The organism is Paenibacillus sp. FSL W8-1187, assembly GCF_037965485.1.
In the GTDB taxonomy this organism is placed as follows: domain Bacteria; phylum Bacillota; class Bacilli; order Paenibacillales; family Paenibacillaceae; genus Paenibacillus_O; species Paenibacillus_O pasadenensis.
Genome location: NZ_CP150181.1, coordinates 43,765 through 64,113 on the forward strand (window position 1 = coordinate 43,765; position 20,349 = coordinate 64,113).

Annotated in this window: 21 protein-coding genes; 18 read left to right on the plus strand and 3 right to left on the minus strand. The window is 66.4% G+C overall.

Features of this window, described 5'->3' with window-relative positions; translation table 11 throughout:
• The first annotated feature begins 102 nt into the window (after window positions 1–102).
• From NYE40_RS00220 to spoVT, 7 genes are all read left to right on the plus strand, one after another.
• On the plus strand, window positions 103–1,179 hold the full coding sequence (locus tag NYE40_RS00220; protein ID WP_028598255.1) for a peptidylprolyl isomerase: 1,077 nt from the start codon (window positions 103–105) through the stop codon (window positions 1,177–1,179).
• Window positions 1,180–1,690: 511 nt separating this feature from the next.
• Window positions 1,691–2,980: an urea ABC transporter substrate-binding protein gene (urtA, locus tag NYE40_RS00225; RefSeq protein ID WP_339279140.1), complete on the plus strand. Its 1,290-nt coding sequence runs from the start codon at window positions 1,691–1,693 to the stop codon at window positions 2,978–2,980.
• Window positions 2,981–3,120: 140 nt separating this feature from the next.
• A complete protein-coding gene (gene urtB / locus NYE40_RS00230) occupies window positions 3,121–4,026 on the plus strand; it encodes an urea ABC transporter permease subunit UrtB (RefSeq protein WP_028598253.1) in 906 nt (301 codons plus the stop codon).
• 61 nt (window positions 4,027–4,087) lie between these two features.
• Window positions 4,088–5,146, plus strand: coding sequence for an urea ABC transporter permease subunit UrtC (urtC, locus tag NYE40_RS00235; RefSeq protein WP_339280001.1), 1,059 nt, complete (start codon window positions 4,088–4,090; stop codon window positions 5,144–5,146).
• Window positions 5,118–5,879 (plus strand): urea ABC transporter ATP-binding protein UrtD, encoded by a 762-nt coding sequence (gene urtD, locus NYE40_RS00240; RefSeq protein ID WP_153782514.1) that lies wholly within the window; start codon window positions 5,118–5,120, stop codon window positions 5,877–5,879. Before urtC ends, urtD begins: the two co-directional genes overlap by 29 nt.
• On the plus strand, window positions 5,873–6,574 hold the full coding sequence (gene urtE / locus NYE40_RS00245) for an urea ABC transporter ATP-binding subunit UrtE (protein ID WP_339279141.1): 702 nt from the start codon (window positions 5,873–5,875) through the stop codon (window positions 6,572–6,574). The genes urtD and urtE overlap by 7 nt, the downstream gene beginning before the upstream one ends.
• A 413-nt stretch (window positions 6,575–6,987) precedes the next feature.
• Window positions 6,988–7,530 carry a stage V sporulation protein T gene (gene spoVT, locus NYE40_RS00250; RefSeq protein ID WP_028598250.1) on the plus strand — a complete coding sequence of 181 codons (543 nt, stop codon included), beginning with the start codon at window positions 6,988–6,990 and terminating at the stop codon, window positions 7,528–7,530.
• 105 nt (window positions 7,531–7,635) lie between these two features.
• On the opposite strand, the gene NYE40_RS00255 is transcribed toward spoVT, so the two are convergent.
• The 3 genes from NYE40_RS00255 to NYE40_RS00265 all read right to left on the minus strand — a co-directional run bounded on the left by NYE40_RS00255 (window position 7,636) and on the right by NYE40_RS00265 (window position 10,665).
• Window positions 7,636–9,060, minus strand: coding sequence for a DUF4397 domain-containing protein (locus NYE40_RS00255; protein WP_339279142.1), 1,425 nt, complete (start codon window positions 9,058–9,060; stop codon window positions 7,636–7,638).
• A 934-nt stretch (window positions 9,061–9,994) separates the two neighbouring features.
• Window positions 9,995–10,279, minus strand: coding sequence for a hypothetical protein (locus NYE40_RS00260; RefSeq protein WP_339279143.1), 285 nt, complete (start codon window positions 10,277–10,279; stop codon window positions 9,995–9,997).
• Window positions 10,280–10,401: 122 nt separating this feature from the next.
• Window positions 10,402–10,665 carry a hypothetical protein gene (locus NYE40_RS00265; protein ID WP_339279144.1) on the minus strand — a complete coding sequence of 88 codons (264 nt, stop codon included), beginning with the start codon at window positions 10,663–10,665 and terminating at the stop codon, window positions 10,402–10,404.
• A gap of 191 nt (window positions 10,666–10,856) precedes the next feature.
• On the opposite strand from NYE40_RS00265, the gene NYE40_RS00270 reads away from it, so the two are divergent.
• The 11 genes from NYE40_RS00270 to NYE40_RS00320 all read left to right on the plus strand — a co-directional run bounded on the left by NYE40_RS00270 (window position 10,857) and on the right by NYE40_RS00320 (window position 20,295).
• On the plus strand, window positions 10,857–10,988 hold the full coding sequence (locus NYE40_RS00270; protein ID WP_339279145.1) for a hypothetical protein: 132 nt from the start codon (window positions 10,857–10,859) through the stop codon (window positions 10,986–10,988).
• 1,205 nt (window positions 10,989–12,193) lie between these two features.
• Window positions 12,194–13,885 (plus strand): nucleoside triphosphate pyrophosphohydrolase, encoded by a 1,692-nt coding sequence (mazG, locus tag NYE40_RS00275; protein ID WP_101808268.1) that lies wholly within the window; start codon window positions 12,194–12,196, stop codon window positions 13,883–13,885.
• Between the two features lie 267 nt (window positions 13,886–14,152).
• The gene (locus NYE40_RS00280; RefSeq protein WP_028598247.1) at window positions 14,153–14,425 is read left to right on the plus strand and encodes an HU family DNA-binding protein; all 273 of its coding nucleotides are present in this window, start codon (window positions 14,153–14,155) and stop codon (window positions 14,423–14,425) included.
• Entirely contained in the window at window positions 14,426–14,707 is a 282-nt protein-coding gene (locus NYE40_RS00285) for an RNA-binding S4 domain-containing protein (RefSeq protein WP_028598246.1), read from the plus strand.
• Window positions 14,708–14,944: 237 nt separating this feature from the next.
• Window positions 14,945–15,229, plus strand: a complete 285-nt coding sequence (gene yabP / locus NYE40_RS00290) for a sporulation protein YabP (protein ID WP_028598245.1) — start codon at window positions 14,945–14,947, stop codon at window positions 15,227–15,229.
• The gene (gene yabQ, locus NYE40_RS00295) at window positions 15,226–15,834 is read left to right on the plus strand and encodes a spore cortex biosynthesis protein YabQ (protein ID WP_028598244.1); all 609 of its coding nucleotides are present in this window, start codon (window positions 15,226–15,228) and stop codon (window positions 15,832–15,834) included. Before yabP ends, yabQ begins: the two co-directional genes overlap by 4 nt.
• A 58-nt stretch (window positions 15,835–15,892) precedes the next feature.
• Complete coding sequence (locus NYE40_RS00300) at window positions 15,893–16,186, plus strand: septum formation initiator family protein (RefSeq protein ID WP_043111124.1); 294 nt, start codon at window positions 15,893–15,895, stop codon at window positions 16,184–16,186.
• Between the two features lie 158 nt (window positions 16,187–16,344).
• Window positions 16,345–16,896 (plus strand): S1 domain-containing RNA-binding protein, encoded by a 552-nt coding sequence (locus NYE40_RS00305; RefSeq protein WP_028598242.1) that lies wholly within the window; start codon window positions 16,345–16,347, stop codon window positions 16,894–16,896.
• Window positions 16,897–17,090: 194 nt separating this feature from the next.
• A complete protein-coding gene (locus NYE40_RS00310) occupies window positions 17,091–17,663 on the plus strand; it encodes a type II secretion system protein (protein WP_028598241.1) in 573 nt (190 codons plus the stop codon).
• The gene (locus NYE40_RS00315; protein WP_028598240.1) at window positions 17,647–18,192 is read left to right on the plus strand and encodes a prepilin-type N-terminal cleavage/methylation domain-containing protein; all 546 of its coding nucleotides are present in this window, start codon (window positions 17,647–17,649) and stop codon (window positions 18,190–18,192) included. Before NYE40_RS00310 ends, NYE40_RS00315 begins: the two co-directional genes overlap by 17 nt.
• A 12-nt stretch (window positions 18,193–18,204) precedes the next feature.
• The gene (locus tag NYE40_RS00320) at window positions 18,205–20,295 is read left to right on the plus strand and encodes a hypothetical protein (RefSeq protein ID WP_339279146.1); all 2,091 of its coding nucleotides are present in this window, start codon (window positions 18,205–18,207) and stop codon (window positions 20,293–20,295) included.
• Window positions 20,296–20,349 lie beyond the last annotated feature (54 nt).

The following is a 20,349-nucleotide window of genomic DNA, read 5'->3' on the forward strand; positions in this document are numbered from 1 at the left end:
GGCTCCGGCTTTTTCGCGGCGTCTTTAAGGCGACGTTAATGCGCGGCTGGTCCACATCTGGTAAACTGGACCCATGCCTGAACGAACCGAGAGGAGACCATTATGAAGATTTCCATCAAGCGCCCGGCCGCGAGCCGCATGCTTCTGCTTGCGCTGGCGGCGGTGCTGGCGTTCACTTTAGCCGCGTGCGGCAAAAAAGAGGACGGCTCCGCGGGCGGAGACGACAGCAAGACGATCGCCGAGTACAAGGGCGGGACGGTGAGCGAGAAGGACTTCACGACATTCACGAGCGTGCTGCGCGTCGTGAATCCGCAAGTAGCCGCCTACCTCGACATGGCCGCCTACAAAAACATGATCCTCGACCAGTACATCGGCTACCAGCTCGTGTACAAGGACGCTTCCAAGGAAGTGAAGGACAAGGCCGCCGCGGAGGCGGACGAGCAGTACAAGCAGATCGAGGAAGCCTACACGAAAGAAACGCTCGAAACGAACATGAAGGACAACAACATTACCGCGCAGGACATCAAGGACTTCATCAGGCTGTCGATCGGCGTGTCCGACGCGATGGCCGCCAAGGTGACCGATGCCGACGCGCAAAAATACTATGACGAGAACAAGGAAGGGCTGACCAAGGTCACGCTCCGCCACGTCCTCGTCGGCTTCACCGATCCGGAAGGCAAGGAGCGCAGCAAGGAAGACGCTCTCGCCCGCGCCAAGGAAGCCAAAGCGAAGCTGGAGGCGGACGGGGCCGATTGGAACGCTCTCGCCAAGGAATACTCCGAGGATCCGGGCTCGGCCGAGAATGGCGGCCAGTACGCCGACCAGGCGGCCGGCGGCTGGGTGGAGAACTTCAAGAAGGCGGCGATCGCCCAGGAGATCGGCGTCGTCGGCGAGCCGGTCGAGACCGAGTACGGCTACCACGTCATCCAGGTCGAGAAGCGCGAGCTGCCGACGTTCGAGGCGTCCAAGGAAGAGATCAAGCAGACGCTCGCCCAGACGCAGCTGAACGACTACATGCAGAACGAGGTTCCGGGACTCATCACCAAAAAAGAAGAGTTCAAGGATCCGGAGCCGAGCCCGGCCGCCAGCGGCGGAGCGGGAGAAAACGCCGAAGCGCCGTCGAACGATGCCGGCGCGGAAAATGCCGCGCCCGATGCGGCGAGCAATACCGGCAGCTAAGCGGATGGATGGCGGACGGCGCGCTATGCGTCTGGCCCGCCGGCGATCCGGCAATCGCGCGCAAAACCTGCTCCATGCAAGCTAGAAGCGTCTTTTCGCGGCCCCTGGCCCCGAAAAGACGCTTTTTTCATGGTGCAGCCGGTGGCGCCGGCCGCGCAACAATTGCCGCAGCATCGAGCAGGTTTAGGCCGTCGCGTTGATTGAAACCCCCAGGTTCATGACGCTCGCGAGCAAAAGGATGATTCGTTTTTGTTTATGCATCAGATAATCTGACGTTAATGAGGCGGTTAAACACGTTTGATAATCAAACCGATGCTTTCAAGGCAGGTTCGATTCGTTTTTCGTCCGGATTTGGAATCGAATTGTCGAAAACAAGGCCTAAAGTCCTCATTTCCATATTTTTATGTTAGATATATTGACATCGAATTTGTCCTCCGCCTATACTACAATCACGAACGATAGAACGAAGCCCATACATAACGTTCGGATTCGCGAAGGGGAGTGGAGAGAGATGAGACAGACGGGAACGAAGATCAAGAAGAGGCATATGGGGAAGGGCTTGCTGGCGGCGGTATCGCTGGCGCTCGTGCTGGGCGGCTGCGGCCAGAATGAACCGGCTGCGGGAAGCGCGTCTCCGGCAGCTTCTCCGGCGGCTGGCGCTTCATCGGGGGAAAGCGGCGATGGGATCAAGGTCGGCATCCTCCACTCGCTCAGCGGCACGATGGCGATCAGCGAGGTATCGGTCAAGGACGCCGAGATGATGGCGATCGACGAGATCAACGCCAAAGGCGGCGTGCTTGGCAAAAAGCTGATTCCGGTCGTCGAGGACGGAGCCTCCGACTGGCCGACCTTTGCGGAGAAGGCGCGCAAGCTGCTGTCCGAGGACAAGGTCGCGACCGTATTCGGCGGCTGGACGTCGGCCAGCCGCAAGGCGATGCTGCCGGTGTTCGAGGAGCTGAACGGGCTGCTCTGGTATCCGGTCCAATACGAAGGACTGGAGTCCTCGCCGAACATTTTCTATACCGGAGCGACGACGAACCAGCAGATCGTGCCGGCCGTCAGCTGGCTGCTGGAGAACCGCGGCAAGAAGATGTACCTGCTCGGCTCCGACTACGTGTTCCCGCGCACGGCCAACAAGATCATCAAGGCGCAGCTCGCGGCGGAAGGCGGAGAGCTGGCCGGCGAGGAGTACACGCCGCTCGGCCATACCGACTATACGACGATCATCAGCAAGATTAAGGCCGCCAAGCCGGACATCGTGTTCAACACGCTGAACGGCGACAGCAACGTCGCGTTCTTCAAGCAGCTCAAGGACGCCGGCATCAGCGCCGCCGACCTGACGACGCTGTCGGTCTCGGTCGCCGAAGAGGAGATCCGCGGCATCGGCGCGGATGTGCTGGAGGGGCATCTGGCCGCCTGGAACTACTACCAGACGACGGATACGCCGGAGAACAAGACGTTCGTCGAAGCCTACAAGGCCAAATACGGCGCGGACCGCGTGACGGCCGACCCGATCGAGGCCGGCTATGATGCGGTGTACCTGTGGGCGGCCGCGGTCGAAAAGGCCGGCTCCACCGACGTGGCGGCCGTGAAGGAAGCGGCCAAGGAGCTGGAGTGGGACGCTCCGGAGGGCAAGGTCAAGATCGACGGCGAGACGCAGCATCTGTACAAGACGGTGCGCATCGGCGAGGTGCAGGCGGACGGCCAGTTCAAGGAAGTGTGGAGCTCCGGCGAGCCGGTCAAGCCGGACCCTTACCTCAAGACATACGCCTGGGCTTCGGGCCTGAGCTCCGGCGGCTAACCGCCGCCGGGTCGGCAGCTAACCGCCGCCGGCCGAGCCGCATCGATTTCATCCTGCACCCAAGCGGCGGGGCCAGCCGCGCCGCTGTCCCGAGAGGGCGGCGGTCCTGCTGGCCCCGGCGCGAGAGAGGAGAGCCGCGCATGGACGTATTTTGGCTGCAATTGTTCAACGGCATCAGCGTCAGCTCCATCCTGCTGCTGATCGCGCTCGGCCTGGCGGTCACGTTCGGCCAGATGAACGTCATCAACATGGCCCACGGAGAACTGATCATGGTCGGCGCCTACGCGACCTACATGACGCAGAAGCTGTTCCAATCCTATTTGCCCGCTTCCTGGTTCAGCCAGTATTTCCTGCTGTCGATCGCGGCCAGCTTCGCGGCCGCATTCCTGATCGGCCTGCTGCTGGAAAAGACGCTCATCCGCTTCCTGTACGGCCGCCCGCTCGACAGCCTGCTGGCGACCTGGGGCGTCGGCCTCGTGCTGCAGCAGCTCGCCCGCTCCATCTTCGGCGCGCCGAACGTCGGCGTCAAAAGCCCGTCGTGGCTGGAGGGCGGCCTATCCGTCACGCAAGGGCTCGTGCTGCCGTACAAGCGGCTGTTCATCCTCGCGCTCGTAGCCGTCTGCCTGCTGGCGATGTTCCTGTACATCTACCGCACGACGGCGGGACGGCGCATGCGGGCGGTCATGCAGAACCGCGACATGGCGGCCTGCCTCGGCATCTCGACGCGGCGCGTCGACAGCCTGACGTTCGCGATCGGCTCCGGCCTCGCGGGCATCGCCGGCTGCGCGCTGACGCTGATCGGTCCGATCGGGCCGACGATCGGCACCTATTACATCGTCGACGCCTTCATGGTCGTCGTGCTCGGCGGCGTCGGCAAGCTGGTCGGCACCGTGTTCGGCGCGCTCGGCATCGGCATGACGAACACGCTGTTCGAATACTGGACGACCGCATCGCTGGGCAAGGTGCTCGTATTCCTGTGCATCGTGGCTTTCCTGCAATGGAAGCCGAAGGGATTCGTCGCCATGCGCACCCGGTCGCTGGACTAAGGAGGCGATAGACATGACGCAGTGGATGATCAAGACGGGCGCCTCCCGGTACGGGCTGGCGATGTGGTATTTCCTGGCCGCCGCGCTGCTGCTGGCCGCGCCGCTGTTCACGAGCGACTTCCGCCTGAACCTGCTGGCCAAGTTCCTGGCGTTCGCGATCGCCGCGGTCGGCCTCGACCTGCTGTGGGGCTATACCGGCATCCTGAGCCTCGGGCATGGCGTGTTCTTCGGCCTCGGCGGCTACGCGATGGCGATGCACCTGAAGCTGCAGGCGAGCGGGGGACGGCTGCCGGACTTCATGGACTGGAGCGGCCTCACCAAGCTGCCGTGGTTCTGGACGCCGTTCCAGAGCTTCGGAGGAGCGGTATTGCTCGGTATGGCCATACCGGCGGCGGTGGCGCTGTTCCTCGGCTTCTTCACGTTCCGCAACCGCATCCGGGGGGTCTACTTCACGATTTTGACGCAGGCGCTCGTCATCATCAGCGTCACGCTGATCACCGGGCAGCAGGCGTTTACGGGCGGCACCAACGGCATTACCGGGTATGGCCAGATCCTCGGCCATTCGCTGGCCGCGCCGGAGACGAAGCTGGCGCTCTACTATGTGACGGCCGGCGTCCTGCTGGCGACGTTCCTGGTGGCGCGGATCGTCGTCAAGAGCCGCTTCGGCAAGGTGCTGCGCGCCATCCGGGACGGCGAGAACCGCGTCCGCTTCCTCGGGTACGATCCGGCCCGCTACCAGATGGGGGTGTTCGTCCTGTCGGCGACGCTGTCCGGCATCGCGGGCATGCTGTTCGTGCTGCATGTCGGCATCATCTCGCCGTCGATGATGGGCATCGTGCCGTCGATCGAAATGGTGCTGTGGGTCGCCATCGGCGGCCGCGGCACGCTGATCGGAGCCGCTCTCGGCGCGCTGCTGCTGAACGGAGCCAAGAGCGCGTTCAGCGAATCGTATCCCGACATCTGGCTGTTCTTCATGGGCGCGCTGTTCATCGTCACGACCGTGTTCCTGCCGCGCGGCATCGCCGGGCTGGCGGTAGACGGCTGGCGCAAGGCGAGGCGGATCGTCCGCAGGCGGAAGGAGGTACCCGAGCATGAGCGAAAAGGCTATTCTGCAGTGTGAGGACGTGACGGTGTCGTTCGACGGCTTCAAGGCGGTGCAGGGCATGAACCTCTCGCTCGAGGCGAGCGGCCTGCGGTTCCTGATCGGACCGAACGGCGCGGGCAAGACGACGCTGCTCGACGCCATCTGCGGCAAGGTGAAGCCGTCCGGCGGCAGCATCCTCTACCGGGACGGGATCGACCTCGCCCGGCGCAAGGAGCATCAGATCGCCGAGCTCGGCATCGGCCGCAAGTTCCAGGCGCCGTCGATCTTTCCGACGCTGACGGTCGAGGAGAACCTGGAGCTGGCGATGAAGCAGAAGCGCGGCATCCTGGCGACGCTGCGGGCGAAGCTCGCCGCGGCCGAGCGGGAGCGGCTCGCCGAGCAGCTGGAGACGGTCGGACTCGCCGGCAGGCAGCGGGCTCGCGCCGGCAGCCTGTCGCATGGCGAGAAGCAATGGCTCGAGATCGGCATGCTGCTGCTGCAGGAGCCGTCGCTGCTGCTACTCGACGAACCGGCGGCGGGCATGACCGACCGCGAGACGGAGAAGACCGGCGAGCTGCTGCAGGAGATCGCCAAGGACCGCGCGGTCGTCGTCGTCGAGCATGACATGGAGTTCGTGCGGAATTTCGCCAGCCTGGTGACGGTGATGCACGAGGGGCGGCTGCTCATGGAGGGCACGATGGACCAGGTGCAGGCCGACGACCGGGTCGCCGAGGTGTACTTGGGCAAAAGGAGGGAAGCGGCATGCTGACGGTGGAGAAGCTGGAATCCGGCTACGGCGAGAGCGCCGTGCTGCGCGGCGTGACGCTCCAGGTGCGTCCCGGCCAGGTCGTCTGCCTGCTCGGCCGCAACGGCACGGGCAAGTCGACGTTCGTCAAGAGCGTCATGGGCGTGCTCAAGGCGCGCGGCGGCACGGTCAGCTACGGCGGCCGCGACCTGACGCGCAAGGCGCCCGGCGAGCGGGCGCGCAGCGGCATCGGCTACGTGCCGCAGGGCCGCGAGATTTTCGGGCAGCTGTCCGTGCGCGAGAACATCCTGATCGGGCTGGAGGCCGCGCGCGGCAAGCGCCGCGGCGACGACATCCCGCCGGCGGCGGTCGAGCGCTTCCCCGTGCTGCCGACGATGTACGGCCGGCGCGGCGGCGACCTGAGCGGCGGCCAGCAGCAGCAGCTGGCGTTCGCGCGCGTGCTGGCGGCCGAGCCGGAGCTGCTGCTGCTCGACGAGCCGTGCGAGGGCATCCAGCCGTCGATCGTCGACGACATCCGCGACGTGATCCGCTCGATCAAGTCGGACGGACGGACCGCGATCCTGCTCGTGGAGCAGAGCCTCGAGTTCGTGCGGAGCGTCGCCGATTACGTCTATATCCTCGAAAAAGGCGCCATTGCCTGGCAAGGGGAGCTCAAGGCGCTGGACGACGAGACGGTACGCCGGTATTTGACGGTGTAGGAACGGGAAGATTGGGCAGGAAAAAAGAGGCTGCGGACGATTCCTTTGTCCCGGCAAGGCAAGCCAGGATCGCGCGCATCAGCGGAAGCCGCGCGGTCTTGGCTTGTTTGCGTCCCGCATCCAAGGGAGGCCTGTCCTCAAGCGGTACCGGCACCCCCATCAGCCGTTGTGGGTGCAATTCCCAGCCTGTGCAGGAAGGGCGGAAACCCGCGCCGTAAAAGGCGGAAATCGCCTTTCCGGCCTCTGCCGGCGCGGGCTGGCGCGGTGCATAAGAAACTGGGAGCGGATGAATACTATGGTCAGATTCGAAGGTGAACGCCTGAACGATCCAATCCCAACTCACGAAATAAATCAGTCGGAGCTAGGCATCCAGTGGACTTACCATTCTTCGAGGAAAGTGGGGCAACATGACAATGAAAGCAACTGGAATTGTGCGTCGAATCGACGATCTCGGCCGCGTCGTCATCCCGAAAGAAATCCGCCGTACGCTTCGCATCCGCGAGGGAGATCCGCTTGAAATCTTCGTCGACCGCGACGGCGAGGTCATCCTCAAGAAGTATTCCCCAATCGGCGAGCTCGGAGACTTCGCAAAGGAATATGCCGAATCGCTGAGCGAGAGCACCGGCCACATTACGCTCATCTCCGACCGAGATACGGTCATCGCCGTTGCCGGCGCCTCCAAGAAGGATTATATGGACAAGCCGGTCGGCCAGCTGCTGGAGCAGGCGATGGACAGCCGCAAGACCGCCACCGAAACCGCCAGCGGCGAGCATGAGATCATCAAGAACGCTCCGGAAACCTACACCTCCTTTGTCGCGGCTCCGATCATCGCCGGCGGCGATCCGATCGGCACGGTCGTGCTGGCGAGCAAGGAGGATTCGACCAAGATGGCGCAGATGGAAATCAAGATGGCCGAGACGGCCGCGGGCTTCCTCGCCAAGCAGATGGAGCAGTAGGCGGAATACCGCCCTTCAGGCAAGCTTCCTTTTCGGTGGAATCCCGAGCGGAAGCTTGTTTGCCGTCGAACGGGAAGCGGCAGAGTCCGCGCGGCCCGCGTCAGCTCAGCCGTCCTCGAAGGCCGTCAGCTGCGGCGGCTCGCCGGCCAGCAGCAGCGTGAGCGCTGTCGCTCCCGGCAGCGGCAGCGGGGGCGCGGCATGAAGCAGACGCAGCGAGCCCGCCTCGGTCAGCTCAAGCTCCGGCTCGGACGGAGCCAGCGTGATGTAGGACGAAGCGCTTCCCGGCGCGACCTTGCGGAACAGCGTGCCGCCGTCGCGGACCATCAGGTCGACGGGGCCGGTGCGGGCGAGATGGAGCAGGCGCAGCTTGACGCAGTCGTCGCGAAGCTCTTTGCCGTCGAAAAAAACGAGCAGCCGCAGTCCGTCTCCCTCCGGATCGGGGCAAGCCGCCGCCGTATAGCTTCGGCCCGCCTCGAGCGACAGCTCGAAGACGTCGCCGTCGTCCGCCTGCTGCGGCGTCGCGGAAGCGGCGGGAGACAGCCGGACGCTCAGCGGACCGGCAGGCACATCCGCGTAGGAGGAGGCGGAGAGATAGCCGGCCTGCGCAAAGGCTTCGCCGGCCTGCAGCGCCAGCGGCGGCTGTCCGGGAGCGGCGTGGATCAGCCGCAGCCGCGCGTAGGAGCTCGGCCGGGGCAGCGCCTGCGTCGAAGCGGATTCGGCCGCGGGCGGGCGGATGCCCGGGCCGGCGAATTCTGCGGAGGAGCCGGAATCGTCAGCCGCGTCCGGCGGGTCGGGAGCGGACGCTGCCGGCTGCGGAGCCGGCGAAGCGGGCGCGGCGGCCGGTGGAGGCGCGGTCCAGCCCGCTGCTGACGGGGCGGCGCCGGCGCTGGAGGCCGGCGTTTGCATGCCCGGCCAGCCGGGATGGCCGGCCGCGGCCCCCGATCCGGACGCCAAGCTCCAGCCATACGGCTCCGGAATGGCCGGCTGCTGCGCGAGGGGCGGTCCATAGCCGCCGGGCAGCGGCGGCGCGAGCCCCGGCAATCCGCTGCCGGACAGCGGCTGCCAAGGCGAGGTCGGCAAAGGGCCGCCATAGCCCGGCCAGGGCGACGAAGCTCCGGAGGCGTAGGACGGCCAGGCCGACCCGGGCGGCGCCGACGCCGCGGAGTAGGCGTCCGGCGGCGGGTACGCCGCTGGCGCGGGATAGGGCGGGTAATCGGCCGGCGCGGCATAAGCGCCGGACGGGTACGCCGCCGCTGGCGCCGCATAGGGCGGCAAGCCGCCCGACATGCCGGAGAACGCCGCCTCCGGCGGCCAGCCCTGGGCGGCGGCGCCGAGGCCAGGGAGCGGCGGCTGTCCGAACGGATTGCCGTATAGCCGGACGAGCCCGGCGAGCCGCTGCACGGCTTCCCGGTAGAGACCTTCGTAGGAGCCCGCCGCGGCGGGCTCGGAGTCGCGGTGATAGTCGGCCAGCATGCGGTAAAGGCTGGCTTTTTGCCATTCCGTCCAGACGGGATGCCGTTCCATTTCCATTGGCTGCTGCCTCCTTGCGGAATCATGCCGAAAAACGTCCTTTCCCAGCCTATGCGCCCGAAGCATGGCTCATACGGACGCCCGCCGCTATAATGAGGAGAACGAACGAGTCGAAAGGAACGGGACGATGGACGACAAGGAGCAACAGGCGGGGCGGGGCCGCGGGGCGCTCGGGGGCGCGGCGCTGCTGGCCGGCGCGGCCCTGCTCTCCAAGCTGATCGGGACGCTGCAGAAAATTCCGCTGCAGAACGTCGCCGGAGACCGCGTGTTCGGCATCTACAACGCGGTTTATCCGTTCTACCAGCTTATTCTCGTGCTGGCGACCGCCGGCCTGCCGGTGGCGGTCTCGATCCGCACGGCGGCGCTGCTCGAGCAGGGCGATCGGCTCGGCGCGCGGCGCGCGGCCGTGGCCGGAGTGACGCTGCTATCGCTGCTTGGGGCGGCCGGCTTCGCCGCGCTGTGGCTGCTTGCCGATCGCCTCGCCGCGCTCGTCGGCGACCCGGCTGCGGAGCTGTCGATCCGCGCGGTGGCGTCGGCGCTCTGGTTTGCCCCGGCGCTGGCCGCGCTGCGGGGCTATACGCAGGGGCTTGGCGACATGCGGCCGACCGCCTGGTCGCAGCTCGTCGAGCAGGTCGTGCGCGTCGCCGCCATGCTGCTGCTGCTGCGCATCGGCTGGTCGGCCGGCTGGGGCGACGACCGGCTCGCCGCCGGCGCGATGTGGGGGTCGTTTTTCGGCGGCGCGGCGGGACTGGCGCTGCTGGCCGTGTTCCTGCGGCGCGGGGCGTCGGCGACAGGCGCTGCAACGGGAGCTTCGCCTCCTCTGGATGCGGATAGCGTTCGTGGAGTGGGCCGGCTGACTGGCTTCGGGCGGCGATCCGACTCGGACGCGGCTCCGGTGCGGACGGCGAGCGAGGAAGGGGGCAGAGAGCCGGCGTTACGGGCCTCTCGGGTCTTTGGGCTCTCGCGGCTCCGTCCGCTGGCCCGCGAGATGGGCGCTCTCGGTGCGCTCGCGCTGCCGGCGGCGCTCGGAGCGATCGTCGCGCCGGTGCTGGGGGCGATCGACGCGTTCACCGTGCCGCGGCTGCTGCGAGGCGGCATGGACGCGGCCGAGGCGATGGCGGCCTTCGGCCTGTACAGCCGGGGCCAGCCGCTCATCCAGCTCGTGGCGATGGTCGCCGGCGCGGCCGCCGGAGCGCTCGTGCCGCAGCTCGTGCGGCATCGTCGCTCGGATCCGGCGCAGGCGGCGGCGCTCGTCCGGCTGTGGCTGCGCTCGTCGGCGCTCGTCGGCGCGGCGTCCGCGCTCGGACTCGCGCTGCTGGCGCGTCCGCTCAACGTGATGTTCTACGCCGACGCGCAGGCTACCGGCACGCTTGCGCTCGTCGGCAGCACGGCGCTCGCCGCCGCCGTCAGCGCGGTCGCCGCGCCGCTGCTGCAGGGCCTCGGCGCGCTGCGCCTGCCGGCCGCGCTGCTGGGGCTCGCCGCGCTCGCCAAGGCCGCGCTCAACGCCGCGCTCGTGCCGCCGCTCGGCATCGCCGGCGCGGCCGCCGCCGGCATCGCCGCCACGGCGCTCGCCGCCGGCCTCGGCGCGCTCGCGGCGGCGCGCACCGCGGCAGCGCTCGCTCCGGCGCCGCCCGCCGCGCGCCGCGCGGCCGCGGCTGCGCCGCCTCGCCGCCTGCGCGCTCGCGCTCGCGGCGCTTGCCGCGGCGGCGCTTGCCGGCGCGCGCCTCGCCGAGCTCGCCGCCGGCGCGGCCTCGCTGGCGCCGCGCGCCTCCGCCGCCGCGCAGACGCTTGGCGGCGTGCTGCTCGGCGCCGCCGTCTACGGCGCCGCGCTGCTGCTGCTCGGCGCCGTAAGCGCCGCCGAGCTGCGCCTGCTGCCGGGCGGCGAGCGGATGGCCGCCCGCCTGCGCCGCTGGCGGCTGATGCCGTAAGGCGGACCCATGCGGGCATCCGCCGAGCTCGACACCCCCGCGAGGGAGCCGAGAGTGCCTTGACCCGCCGAACACGGCACCTCCGCCCCCGCGAGGGAGTCGAGAGTGCCTTAGCCCGCCGAACTCGACGCCTCCGCCCCCGCGAGGGAGCCGAAAGTGCCTTGACCCGCGGATCTCGACGCCCCCGGCCCCGCGAGGGAGTCGAGAGTGCCTTGACCCGCCGATCTCGGCGCCTCCGCCCCCGCGAGAGAGTCGAGAGTGCCTTGATTCGCCGATCTCGACGCCCCCGGCCCCGGCGAGGGAGCCGAGAGTGCCTTGAGCCGCCGAACGCGGTGCCACCTCCCTCGCGAGGGAGCCGAAAGTGCCTTGACCCGCCGAGCTTGGCGCCTCCTTCCCCGCGAGGGAGCCGAGAGTGCCTTGATTCGCCGAACTCGTCGCCTCCGCCCCGCGAGGGAGTCGAGAGTGCCTTGATTCGCCGAGCTCGCCGCCCCCGTCCCCGCGAGGGAGCCGAAAGTGCCTTGACCCGCCGATCTCGACGCCTCCGCCCCCACGAGGGAGTCGAGAGTGCCTTGATCCGCCGAGCTTGGCGCCCCCGTCCCCGCGAGGGAGCCGAAAGTGCCTTGACCCGCCGAGCTTGGCGCCTCCTTCCCCGCGAGGGAGCCGAGAGTGCCTTGATTCGCCGAACTCGTCGCCTCCGCCCCGACGAGGGAGTCGAGAGTGCCTTGATCCGCCGAGCTTGGCGCCCCCGGCCCCGCGAGGGAGCCGAAAGTGCCTTGATCCGCCGATCTCGACGCCCCCGCCCCCGCGAGGGAGTCGAGAGTGCCTTGACCCGCCGAATTTGGCGCCTCCGGCCCCGCGAGGGAGCCGAGAGTGCCTTGACCCGCCGATCTCGACAGTTCCGCCCCGGCGAGGGAGTCGAGAGTGCCTTGACCCACCGAACTCGGCAGTTCCGCCCCGGCGAGGGAGCCGAGAGTGCCTTGCCCCGCCGATCTCGGCGCCTTTGCCCCCGCGAGGGAGTCCTAAGCCACTGCGCCGGCTCGTCCCGCCCTACTTCTTACATATATTTCCTTAATGAGAACGATGCCGCTTGATTCCTGGCTTCAAGCCAAGTAAAGTCTTAAAGGAGGCGGCCCCGGAAGGGTTTCCGGGGCTTATGCCGCAGGGCGCGAGCAAGGGCCGCGCCTGCCACAGGGAGGAACCGCGCCATGACATCCGATTCGAGCCTCAACCGCTCCGGCGGAGCCGTGCCGTCGATCGCGGTAGCCGGCCTCGGCACCGGCGATCCGGACCAGCTGACGCTGGGCATCTGGCGGCGGCTGCAAGCCGCGGACGCGATCTATGTCCGCACCGCGAAGCATCCGATGATGGACATGCTGCGCGAGACCGGCGTGCCGATCCATTCCTTCGACCGGCTGTACGAGCAGTCGGAGTCGTTCCCCGAGGTGTACGACGCGATCGCGGACGAGCTGATCCGACTGGCCAAGGGCTCGGCGCCGCCTGACGCCGCTGCCGTGCCGTCTGACGCCGCTGCCGTGCCGTCTGACGCCGCTGCCGTACCGCCGAACGCCGTTGCCGTGGCGCCTAACGCCGCTGCCGTACCGCCGGACGCCGCCGCCGTACCGCCTAACGCCGCCGTTACACTTTCGGCTGCCGCCGGCCTGGGCCGAGCCGTGCTTTACGCCGTGCCCGGCCATCCGATGGTGGCCGAGCGCACCGTGCAGCTGCTGCGGGAGCGCTGCCCCCGCGAAGGCGTCGAGCTGACCGTGCTCGGGGGCGAGAGCTTCCTCGACATCGCCTTCACGCGGCTCGGCTTCGACCCGATCGAGGGCTTCCAGCTGCTCGACGCGGCCGGACTGCAGCCGCATCTGCTGCAGCCTCAGCTGCATACGCTGATCGGCCAGGTGTACGACGGCTTCACCGCCTCGGACGTCAAGCTGACGCTCATGGAGCGCTATCCCGAGGAGCATCCGGTGACGATCGGGCACGCGCTCGGCGTCGCCGGGGAGGAGCGCATCGTCACGGTGCCGCTCTACGAGCTTGACCGGGGACAGGACTACGGCAACCTCAGCCTCGTCTACGTGCCCGCCAGCAACGACGAGCGGCTGCGCAGCCGCAGCTTCGACCGGCTGCACGAGATCGTCTCCATCCTGCGCAGTCCGGACGGCTGCCCGTGGGACCGCGAGCAGACGCATCAGTCGATCCGCAAAAACTTCATCGAGGAGCTGTACGAGGCGCTCGAGGCGATCGACGCGGACGATCCGGACGGCATGCGCGAGGAGTTCGGCGACGTCATCCTGCAAGTGATGCTGCACAGCCAGATGGAGGAGGAGACGGGCGCCTTCACCGTCTACGACGTCATCCAGGAGCTGAACGAGAAGCTGATCTTCCGCCATCCGCATGTGTTCGGCGCGGACGGCGCATCCGATGCGGGCGAGGCGCTCGCCAGCTGGGAGCGGATGAAGGCGGAGGAGAAGCGCATCAAGGGCCGCGACGCGGACCGCAGCTCCGTGCTCGACGGCGTGCCCAAGGATCTGCCGGCGCTGCTGGCCGCTTACAAGCTCCAGAAGAAGGCGTCCAAGGTCGGCTTCGACTGGAACGAGCTGGAGCCGATGCTGGCCAAGATCGAGGAGGAGCTGCGCGAGGTGCGCGAGGCGGCCGGGCTTGGCGACGCCGAGGCGAGCGCCGGAGAGGTCGGCGACCTGCTGTTCGCCGTCGTCAACGCCGCGCGTTTCCTGGGCGCCGACCCGGAGGAGGCGCTGGCGCGGACGAACGCCAAGTTCAAGAGGCGCTTTCTCTACGTCGAGGAGCAGCTTCGTATAAACGGCAAATCTTTTGACCAGACTGATCTACTAGAGATGGACCGCTGGTGGGAGGAAGCCAAGAAGAGAGGGTTATAGATTCGCCCGCTTGGAATTCGGCCTCCTTTGCGCCATCGTTCGCCCGTTCTCGACGGAATTCTGCAAAAAAAATTCCGAATGCAGCAGGATTTTTTCATCGGGGGCACGAATTACGTATCCCTCGAAAAAAAGCGGCGCCGCCGGCTTCCGTCCGGGACGCTTCCCGCGCGCTGCGGCCGAGCCTTCTTGTTTCGACCCTGATGCTGCCGAGAGGCAGCGCACATGCACTTCAACCGAATCCATTACTTATTCCGGGAGGAAACAATCATGAACAAGAACGACCTGATCAACAGCATCGCAACGAAAAGCGGCCTGACCAAGCGCGACGTCGAGTCCGTCCTGAACGGCTTCCTCGGCGAAGTCACCGAAGCGCTCGCTTCCGGCGACAAGGTTCAACTGATCGGCTTCGGCACGTTCGAGACCCGCACCCGCTCCGGCCGTACGGGCCGCAACCCGCAAACGGGCCAAGAAATCACGATTCCGGAATCCAAGGTTCCTGCATTCAAAGCCGGCAACAAGCTGAAAGAAGCCATCAAGTAATTGAGGCTCGATAAATTCCTTAAGGTCTCCCGGCTCATCAAGCGGCGCACCGTCGCCAAGGATGTGTCGGAGCAGGGCCGCGTATGGATCAACGGCCGCGAGGCCAAGCCGAGCAGCTCCGTCAAAGCCGGCGACGAGCTGCGCATCCAGTACGGGCAAAAGTACATCACCGTGCGCGTCGAGCGCACGGCGGAGACGACCCGCAAGGATGAAGCGGCTACGCTCTATACGCTGCTCAAGGAAGAAGCGCGCGAGCGCGAGGACGACGGCCTGGGCTTCTAGCCCGGCGCCGCAGCTTCCAGCCATTGCCTTTTGAAGACCCCTTGCGAGGGGTCTTTTTTCATTGTCCCTGCCCTCGGGGCCGATCCGTAGAAGGGGCATGACGCCTGATCTTAAAAAAAATTTCGCGGCCTGTTTGGCCCGCCGGAGCCGCGGGTAATGAAGCTTACCCCCCACTCCTATAGGTTCTAAACCTCGTCCCCTCCTAATAAGCATAGGCTTATAAGGAGGGGACGAGGCATGAGTGAACCGATGAAAGGGCAGAAGCGGCAGGAAGTGAAGATGCTGAACCGCAAGCTGCTGGAGATAACGGGCGTGTTGAACGTCGAGAGCTTCGACAACGAGGAGTTCCTGCTGGAGACCGAGCTCGGATTTCTGGCCATCCGCGGCCAGAATTTGCATATGAAGCATCTCAGCCTGGAGCAGGGCCTGGTCGCCATCGAGGGTCTGATCCATACGCTCGCCTATCTGGACGGCACGCAGCAGGCCAAGTCCAAGAGCCTGTTCGGGAAGATCTTCAAGTGACGCTGGAGACCCAAGGCCTCACGATGGCGCTGATGCTGCTGTCGGGCGTGCTCATGGGCACGGCGTTCGACGGCTACCGCGTCGTGTCCCGCGAGCTGCGCTTCCCCCGCTGGATGCTGCCGCCGCTGGACGTCGCCTATTGGATGATCGCGGCGCTGGCCGTATTCCGGGTGCTGTACGCCAGCAACGACGGCGAGGTGCGGGCGTACGTCTATCTCGGGCTCGGCATCGGGCTTTGCCTTCATTATCTGCTGTTCAGCGGACTGGTGGTCGGGCTCACCAAATGGATGATCGCGGCGGCGAAGGCGGTCATCGGCTGGCTTGTCCGTCTGACGGACATGCTGGTCATTCGTCCCTTGATAGGGATCTACCGCTTAGTTCGCGTTTTGACAGGTTTTTTGATCGCCTTTTCTTTGTTCCTTTTCCGCATTGTGCTACAATTGGTTCGTCCTGCAGGAATTCTGATCCTCTGGATGCTGGGTCCGCTGCTGCGTCCGATCGGCAGGCAGCTGGGGCAGCTCATGGTCCGCTGGGAATGGAAGGAAAAGGCGGCCCGAGTGTCGAATGGATTCAAGCAGGCTTGGAAGCGGCTTTTCCGCAGGTGATTGGATTCGCTCCGGTCCTACAAGCCGAACCCTTGGAAGAGACGGGAGGATTCACGTGATGGAAAGTCCGAAAACGACGGGCGCGCGCAGAAGATTCAAGCTGTGGCTGGTGGCGATGACGGTTATTCTAGCGTGGGCAGGATATGCCCTGTTCTCTCAAACGCAGCGCCAGGCGGAGACCGCGGAACGGCTGTCGCTCGCCAAGGACCGATTGGAGCAACTGCATCAGCAAACCGATGAGCTGCAGGCCAAGATCAAGCAGCTCAACGATCCGGAATATATTTCCCAGCTCGCGAGCAAGCAGCAGGGATGGGTCAAGCCTGGCGAGGAGCTGCTTACAGCCCCGGAATGACGGGCTCTCGGCGGGGACAGACCGGGACATCCGTCTGTTGACCTTGCTTTTGGCCTTACGGTATAATTGAGACCAAGCGTGCCCTCTAATGCAGGGAAGTGCATGGTAGCGGCAGTTAACATGCTTCGCACAACTTTTAGGGAGGAACATTTTATTTTATGGCAATAGAAGTGGGCGCCAAACTACAGGGAAAAGTGACAGGCATTACACATTTTGGGGCATTCGTCGATCTGTCGGGGGGTGTCACCGGCCTCGTGCACATTTCCGAGATTGCCGACAATTATGTGAAGGACGTCAAGGATCATCTGAAGCTGGAGGATGTCGTGACCGTCAAGGTCATCAACATCGATCCGAGCGGCAAGATCGGTCTGTCCATCAAGCAGGCGATCGACCGTCCAGAAGGGAGCGCGCCTCCTGCGCGCGAGCGCTTCAACCGTGAAGGCGGCGGCGGCAGCTTCGGCGGCGGACGCGGTCCTGGCGGTCCCGGCGGCGGCGCTCCTCGCGGCCCCGGCGGCTTCGGCGGCGGACGCCCTGGCGGCGGTGGCGGCGGCCGGCCGTTCAACAAGGGCGGCGGCGGTCGTCCAGCGTTCGGCAAGCCCTCTTTCGAGGATAAGATGTCCCGTTTCCTAAAAGACAGCGAAGAACGGATTTCGTCCCTGAAGAAGAACACGGAAGGCAAGCGCGGCGGCCGCGGCGCCAAACGCGTATAGGTTTCGACAGGACGACGCAGAGAGCAGCATCCCTAACCGGATGCTGCTCTTTTTGCTGTTCGTCCAGAACATATCCGCAAGGCGATAAAAAAAGGCCTTAGGACCTCCTTTCCTAAGACCTTCGGCCTAATGAACGAGCCTTTCCCGGTCGATATTCAAGGGATGCGGGTTATCCGGGAATCGGGAGGTATGGCATGCTTCGGCGAGTGAACGAGGAACAGGGCTTCACCCTGCTGGAAATCATGGCCTCGATCGTCATCCTGTCGGTCGTGGCGCTGACGCTCAGCGGCTTTTTCGTCCAAGCCATGAGCTACAGCAAGCAGAATCAGAGCAAGACGATCGCCGTCCATCTGGCGCGCAACGCGCTGGCTTCCATCCAAAAGGAGCCTTTCGCTCCATTGCGCGACTATCTGGCCGTGCCGGACGCAGGCGGCAGCTACGCCGTGCTGGACGGCTCCCGCTGCGAGTCGGACTGCGCCGACTACGCGGAGCTGGTGCGCGACCCGGCCGTGCTGCTCCATGTGCTGCGTCCGGAAGTGAATGAAGTCGCCTATGTCGTGCGCATCTCTTATCAGCCGGAGCTGACGCCGTATTTGGACATCGGTCCCGATGCGGAGGACGAGGGCCGATCCGCGGCGGCCGGCGGCGGCGCGGAGGCTTTGTCCGCCTATCTGCTGCCGGTCCAGGTGGAGGTCGCCGCCGAGACGGGCGGCCGCAGCGATTCGGTGCGAGTGGAGGGATATCTGACTGATGAAACGATTCGTTGAACGGCTGCGCCGCAGCGAGGACGGCTACACGCTCATCGAGCTCATCGCCGCGCTCAGCCTGCTGTCGCTCGTGCTTGGCGTCATCTACGCCACGATTTCCTTCGGCACGGACGCCTACGGACGCGTGCAGGCGCAGAACGGGCTGCGCGAGGATGCGGATTCGGCGATGAGCGCCGTCATGGCGCGGCTGTACGCGTTCGGCGCCGAGCGGATCGGACAGGCGGAGGCAGCCGCGGGCAGCGGCATCGTCATGCAGGCGGCCGCGGACGGGAGCGGCCAGGCGCGATCCGAGCAGGTGGCGATCCGCCGCGATGCCGAGGGCAAGGGCCGCTTGTATATCGGGGACACGCCCTTGGAGCTCGGCTCGGAGCTGGCGACGGAGGGCGAGGGCCGCTCGGCGATCGAGCTGCGCTGTCCGGACGGCGGCGGGGAGTGCTCGAGCGGTCTGCTGGAAATTCGGCTCCGCCTGCTGCGGGAAGCGGGCGGGCGGGTGTACTCGCTCGATCTGGCAAGCAAATTCGGCTTTTAGGAGGCTTCGGCCATGAAGGAGGACAAAGGCTCCTCGCTGCTGCTCGTCGTATTCCTCATCCTGCTGCTGTCGCTGCTCGGCGTCGCCGTGCTCGGAGCGAGCCTCGGGGGCGCGATGCGGACCGAGCGCAGCGAGGAGAACGTGCAGAGCGTGCATCTCGCCCAAAAGGGGCTCGACGAGGCGATCGCCGCCATCTATGACCGGTTCAACGGCCGCTTCATCGACCCGGAATCGCTCGGCTCGCAGCTGGCCGGCTTCACGGATGCGTTCAACGAGCAGCTGGCTCAGGGAGGAAGCGGCGGCAGCCGGCTCGATGCGGCGCGTCCGTTCTATCAGGTCGTCAGCGTCCGCTGCGCGGACGACGGCGAATGCCTCTCGCGGGGCAGCGCCGGCAGCGCGGCTTACCAATACTCGCTCGTCGTGACCGCGGAGGCCGAGGTGGACGGGGCGAAGCGCCGGCTTCAGCAGGAGGTCATGCTCGACACGTACCCGGATTTCCTCAAGTACGCCTTCGGCTCCGAAGGCGTCGTGACGATCGGGGGCGCTCCTTATTTTCGCGGCAATCTGTACGCCGGAGAGGCGCTGCAGCTGAGCGACACGGCCGACTACGTCTATGCCGGGAAGCGGCGGACGCAGGTTTCCCAGTTCCTCTTTCTCGACCCGATGCTCGGGGCGGACGGCCGGCCGCTGGACGACAGCGGCTGGATCATCGCCGGCGACGGCGGCAGGCTGCATTATGGCTACGGCGTCTCGTATCCCGATGGCGTAGACCGCTACATGGCGGTGTACGACCGGAGCCTGGCCGGAGCGGACGGCGTGGACCGGGACAAGACGCATGGCCTCGGCCAGCGCATCCGCGTCGAGCCTCCGCAAAAGTTCGTCTCGATCGATGTCCGTTCGAGCTTCCTGGACAAGGTGCGGGATTCGCTCGGCGAGGGGGCGGGCAAGCAGGATCGGACCGTCATCGAAAACGTCTACGCGTCGGGCGGTGCTGCAGCGCTGGTCGACCTGCTGGAATCCAGCTACGCCTCCCGCTACGAGCGGCTGGGCGCGCAGCCGGCTCTGACGGCGGAGGAGCCGGCGGTGCCGGACATCCTGCTCGGACCGGAGCCTTCCGATCCGGGCGGGAGCCCGGCGGACCCGGCGGCGCCTGGCGCGGGTCCGGATCCCGAGGCTTACGAGCAGGCTCGGCTCGAGTATGAGCAGGCCGTCACCGAGTATGAGCTCGCCGTGGCCGAGCACGAACGGCAGCTGGCCGAATTCCGCGCGGGGCTGACCTCGATCGGCGCTCCCGGCTTGGCCGGATCGGCTGTCGTGACGGGACCGCTCGTGCTCGACGCCAGCGTTCCGGCGATCGACTTTGCCTCCAAGGGCAAGCATAACTGGCTGATCGTGGACGGCGATCTGGAGCTGCGCGGTCCGGCCATCGGCGCCGATGAAGCCGCCGATCCAGGAGCGGAGCCCGGCGGGAGCGGCTCTGGCGGCGGAGAAGACGGCGCGGGCAGCGGCGCGGATGGCGCTTCGGGCAGCGGCGCAAGCCCGCTGCGGCTGCGCGGCAACGTGCTCGTCACCGGCAGCATGACGCTGTCCGGTCAAGTCGATGTCGACGCCACCGTCTACGTGCTCGGCCGGACGGACATCCGCGACGGGGCGATCCGCGGGCTGCAGCCGGGCGGCGCGGCCCCGCGCAAGGAGCTCGTGCTGATCGGCGGGGGGCCGATCGACTTGTACCGGGTGAGCTCGTTCCAGCCCGTCGGAGCCGGATTCGGCAGCGGAGCCGAGGCGGACGGACAGGTGCTGGACGCGTTCCTTTACACGGAGAGCTCGGCCAGCCTGTACGGCGTCGGCAGCGCCTTCTGGATGCGCGGCGGCTTCTTCGCCAAGGGCGATCTGACGCTGAACGCCGTGCTCGGGTCCACGGTCGAGGACGAGGCGCGGCAGCGGCTGAGCTTTCAGGAGCAGAGCAGCCTCGGCAAGGAAAAGGCCCGCTTCATCATCGACTACAACAGCTCGGTGTTCGCCAGCCAGGAAGCGGCGCTGCCGCGGGTGAGCAAGGTCCGCTTGACGACCGGACCGCTGCGGCTCCTGCCGCAGGACGGCTGAACGGATCGGGCGGCCGAGGGCCGGCCCGCTCCTGGCAAATGAAAAAACGGGACC

Bases quoted from the DNA above. Each gene is read 5' to 3' on its own strand.
- NYE40_RS00220 (WP_028598255.1), top strand. From the start codon at position 103: ATGAAGATTTCCATCAAGCGCCCGGCCGCGAGCCGCATGCTTCTGCTT.
- urtA (WP_339279140.1), top strand. From the start codon at position 1,691: ATGAGACAGACGGGAACGAAGATCAAGAAGAGGCATATGGGGAAGGGC.
- urtB (WP_028598253.1), top strand. From the start codon at position 3,121: ATGGACGTATTTTGGCTGCAATTGTTCAACGGCATCAGCGTCAGCTCC.
- urtC (WP_339280001.1), top strand. From the start codon at position 4,088: ATGTGGTATTTCCTGGCCGCCGCGCTGCTGCTGGCCGCGCCGCTGTTC.
- urtD (WP_153782514.1), top strand. From the start codon at position 5,118: ATGAGCGAAAAGGCTATTCTGCAGTGTGAGGACGTGACGGTGTCGTTC.
- urtE (WP_339279141.1), top strand. From the start codon at position 5,873: ATGCTGACGGTGGAGAAGCTGGAATCCGGCTACGGCGAGAGCGCCGTG.
- spoVT (WP_028598250.1), top strand. From the start codon at position 6,988: ATGAAAGCAACTGGAATTGTGCGTCGAATCGACGATCTCGGCCGCGTC.
- NYE40_RS00255 (WP_339279142.1), bottom strand. From the start codon at position 9,060: ATGGAAATGGAACGGCATCCCGTCTGGACGGAATGGCAAAAAGCCAGC.
- NYE40_RS00260 (WP_339279143.1), bottom strand. From the start codon at position 10,279: ATGCCGCACGAGCTGCGGCACGAGCGCTCCGGCGGCCGCGCCGGCGAC.
- mazG (WP_101808268.1), top strand. From the start codon at position 12,194: ATGACATCCGATTCGAGCCTCAACCGCTCCGGCGGAGCCGTGCCGTCG.
- NYE40_RS00280 (WP_028598247.1), top strand. From the start codon at position 14,153: ATGAACAAGAACGACCTGATCAACAGCATCGCAACGAAAAGCGGCCTG.
- yabP (WP_028598245.1), top strand. From the start codon at position 14,945: ATGAGTGAACCGATGAAAGGGCAGAAGCGGCAGGAAGTGAAGATGCTG.
- NYE40_RS00300 (WP_043111124.1), top strand. From the start codon at position 15,893: ATGGAAAGTCCGAAAACGACGGGCGCGCGCAGAAGATTCAAGCTGTGG.
- NYE40_RS00305 (WP_028598242.1), top strand. From the start codon at position 16,345: ATGGCAATAGAAGTGGGCGCCAAACTACAGGGAAAAGTGACAGGCATT.
- NYE40_RS00310 (WP_028598241.1), top strand. From the start codon at position 17,091: ATGCTTCGGCGAGTGAACGAGGAACAGGGCTTCACCCTGCTGGAAATC.
- NYE40_RS00315 (WP_028598240.1), top strand. From the start codon at position 17,647: ATGAAACGATTCGTTGAACGGCTGCGCCGCAGCGAGGACGGCTACACG.
- NYE40_RS00320 (WP_339279146.1), top strand. From the start codon at position 18,205: ATGAAGGAGGACAAAGGCTCCTCGCTGCTGCTCGTCGTATTCCTCATC.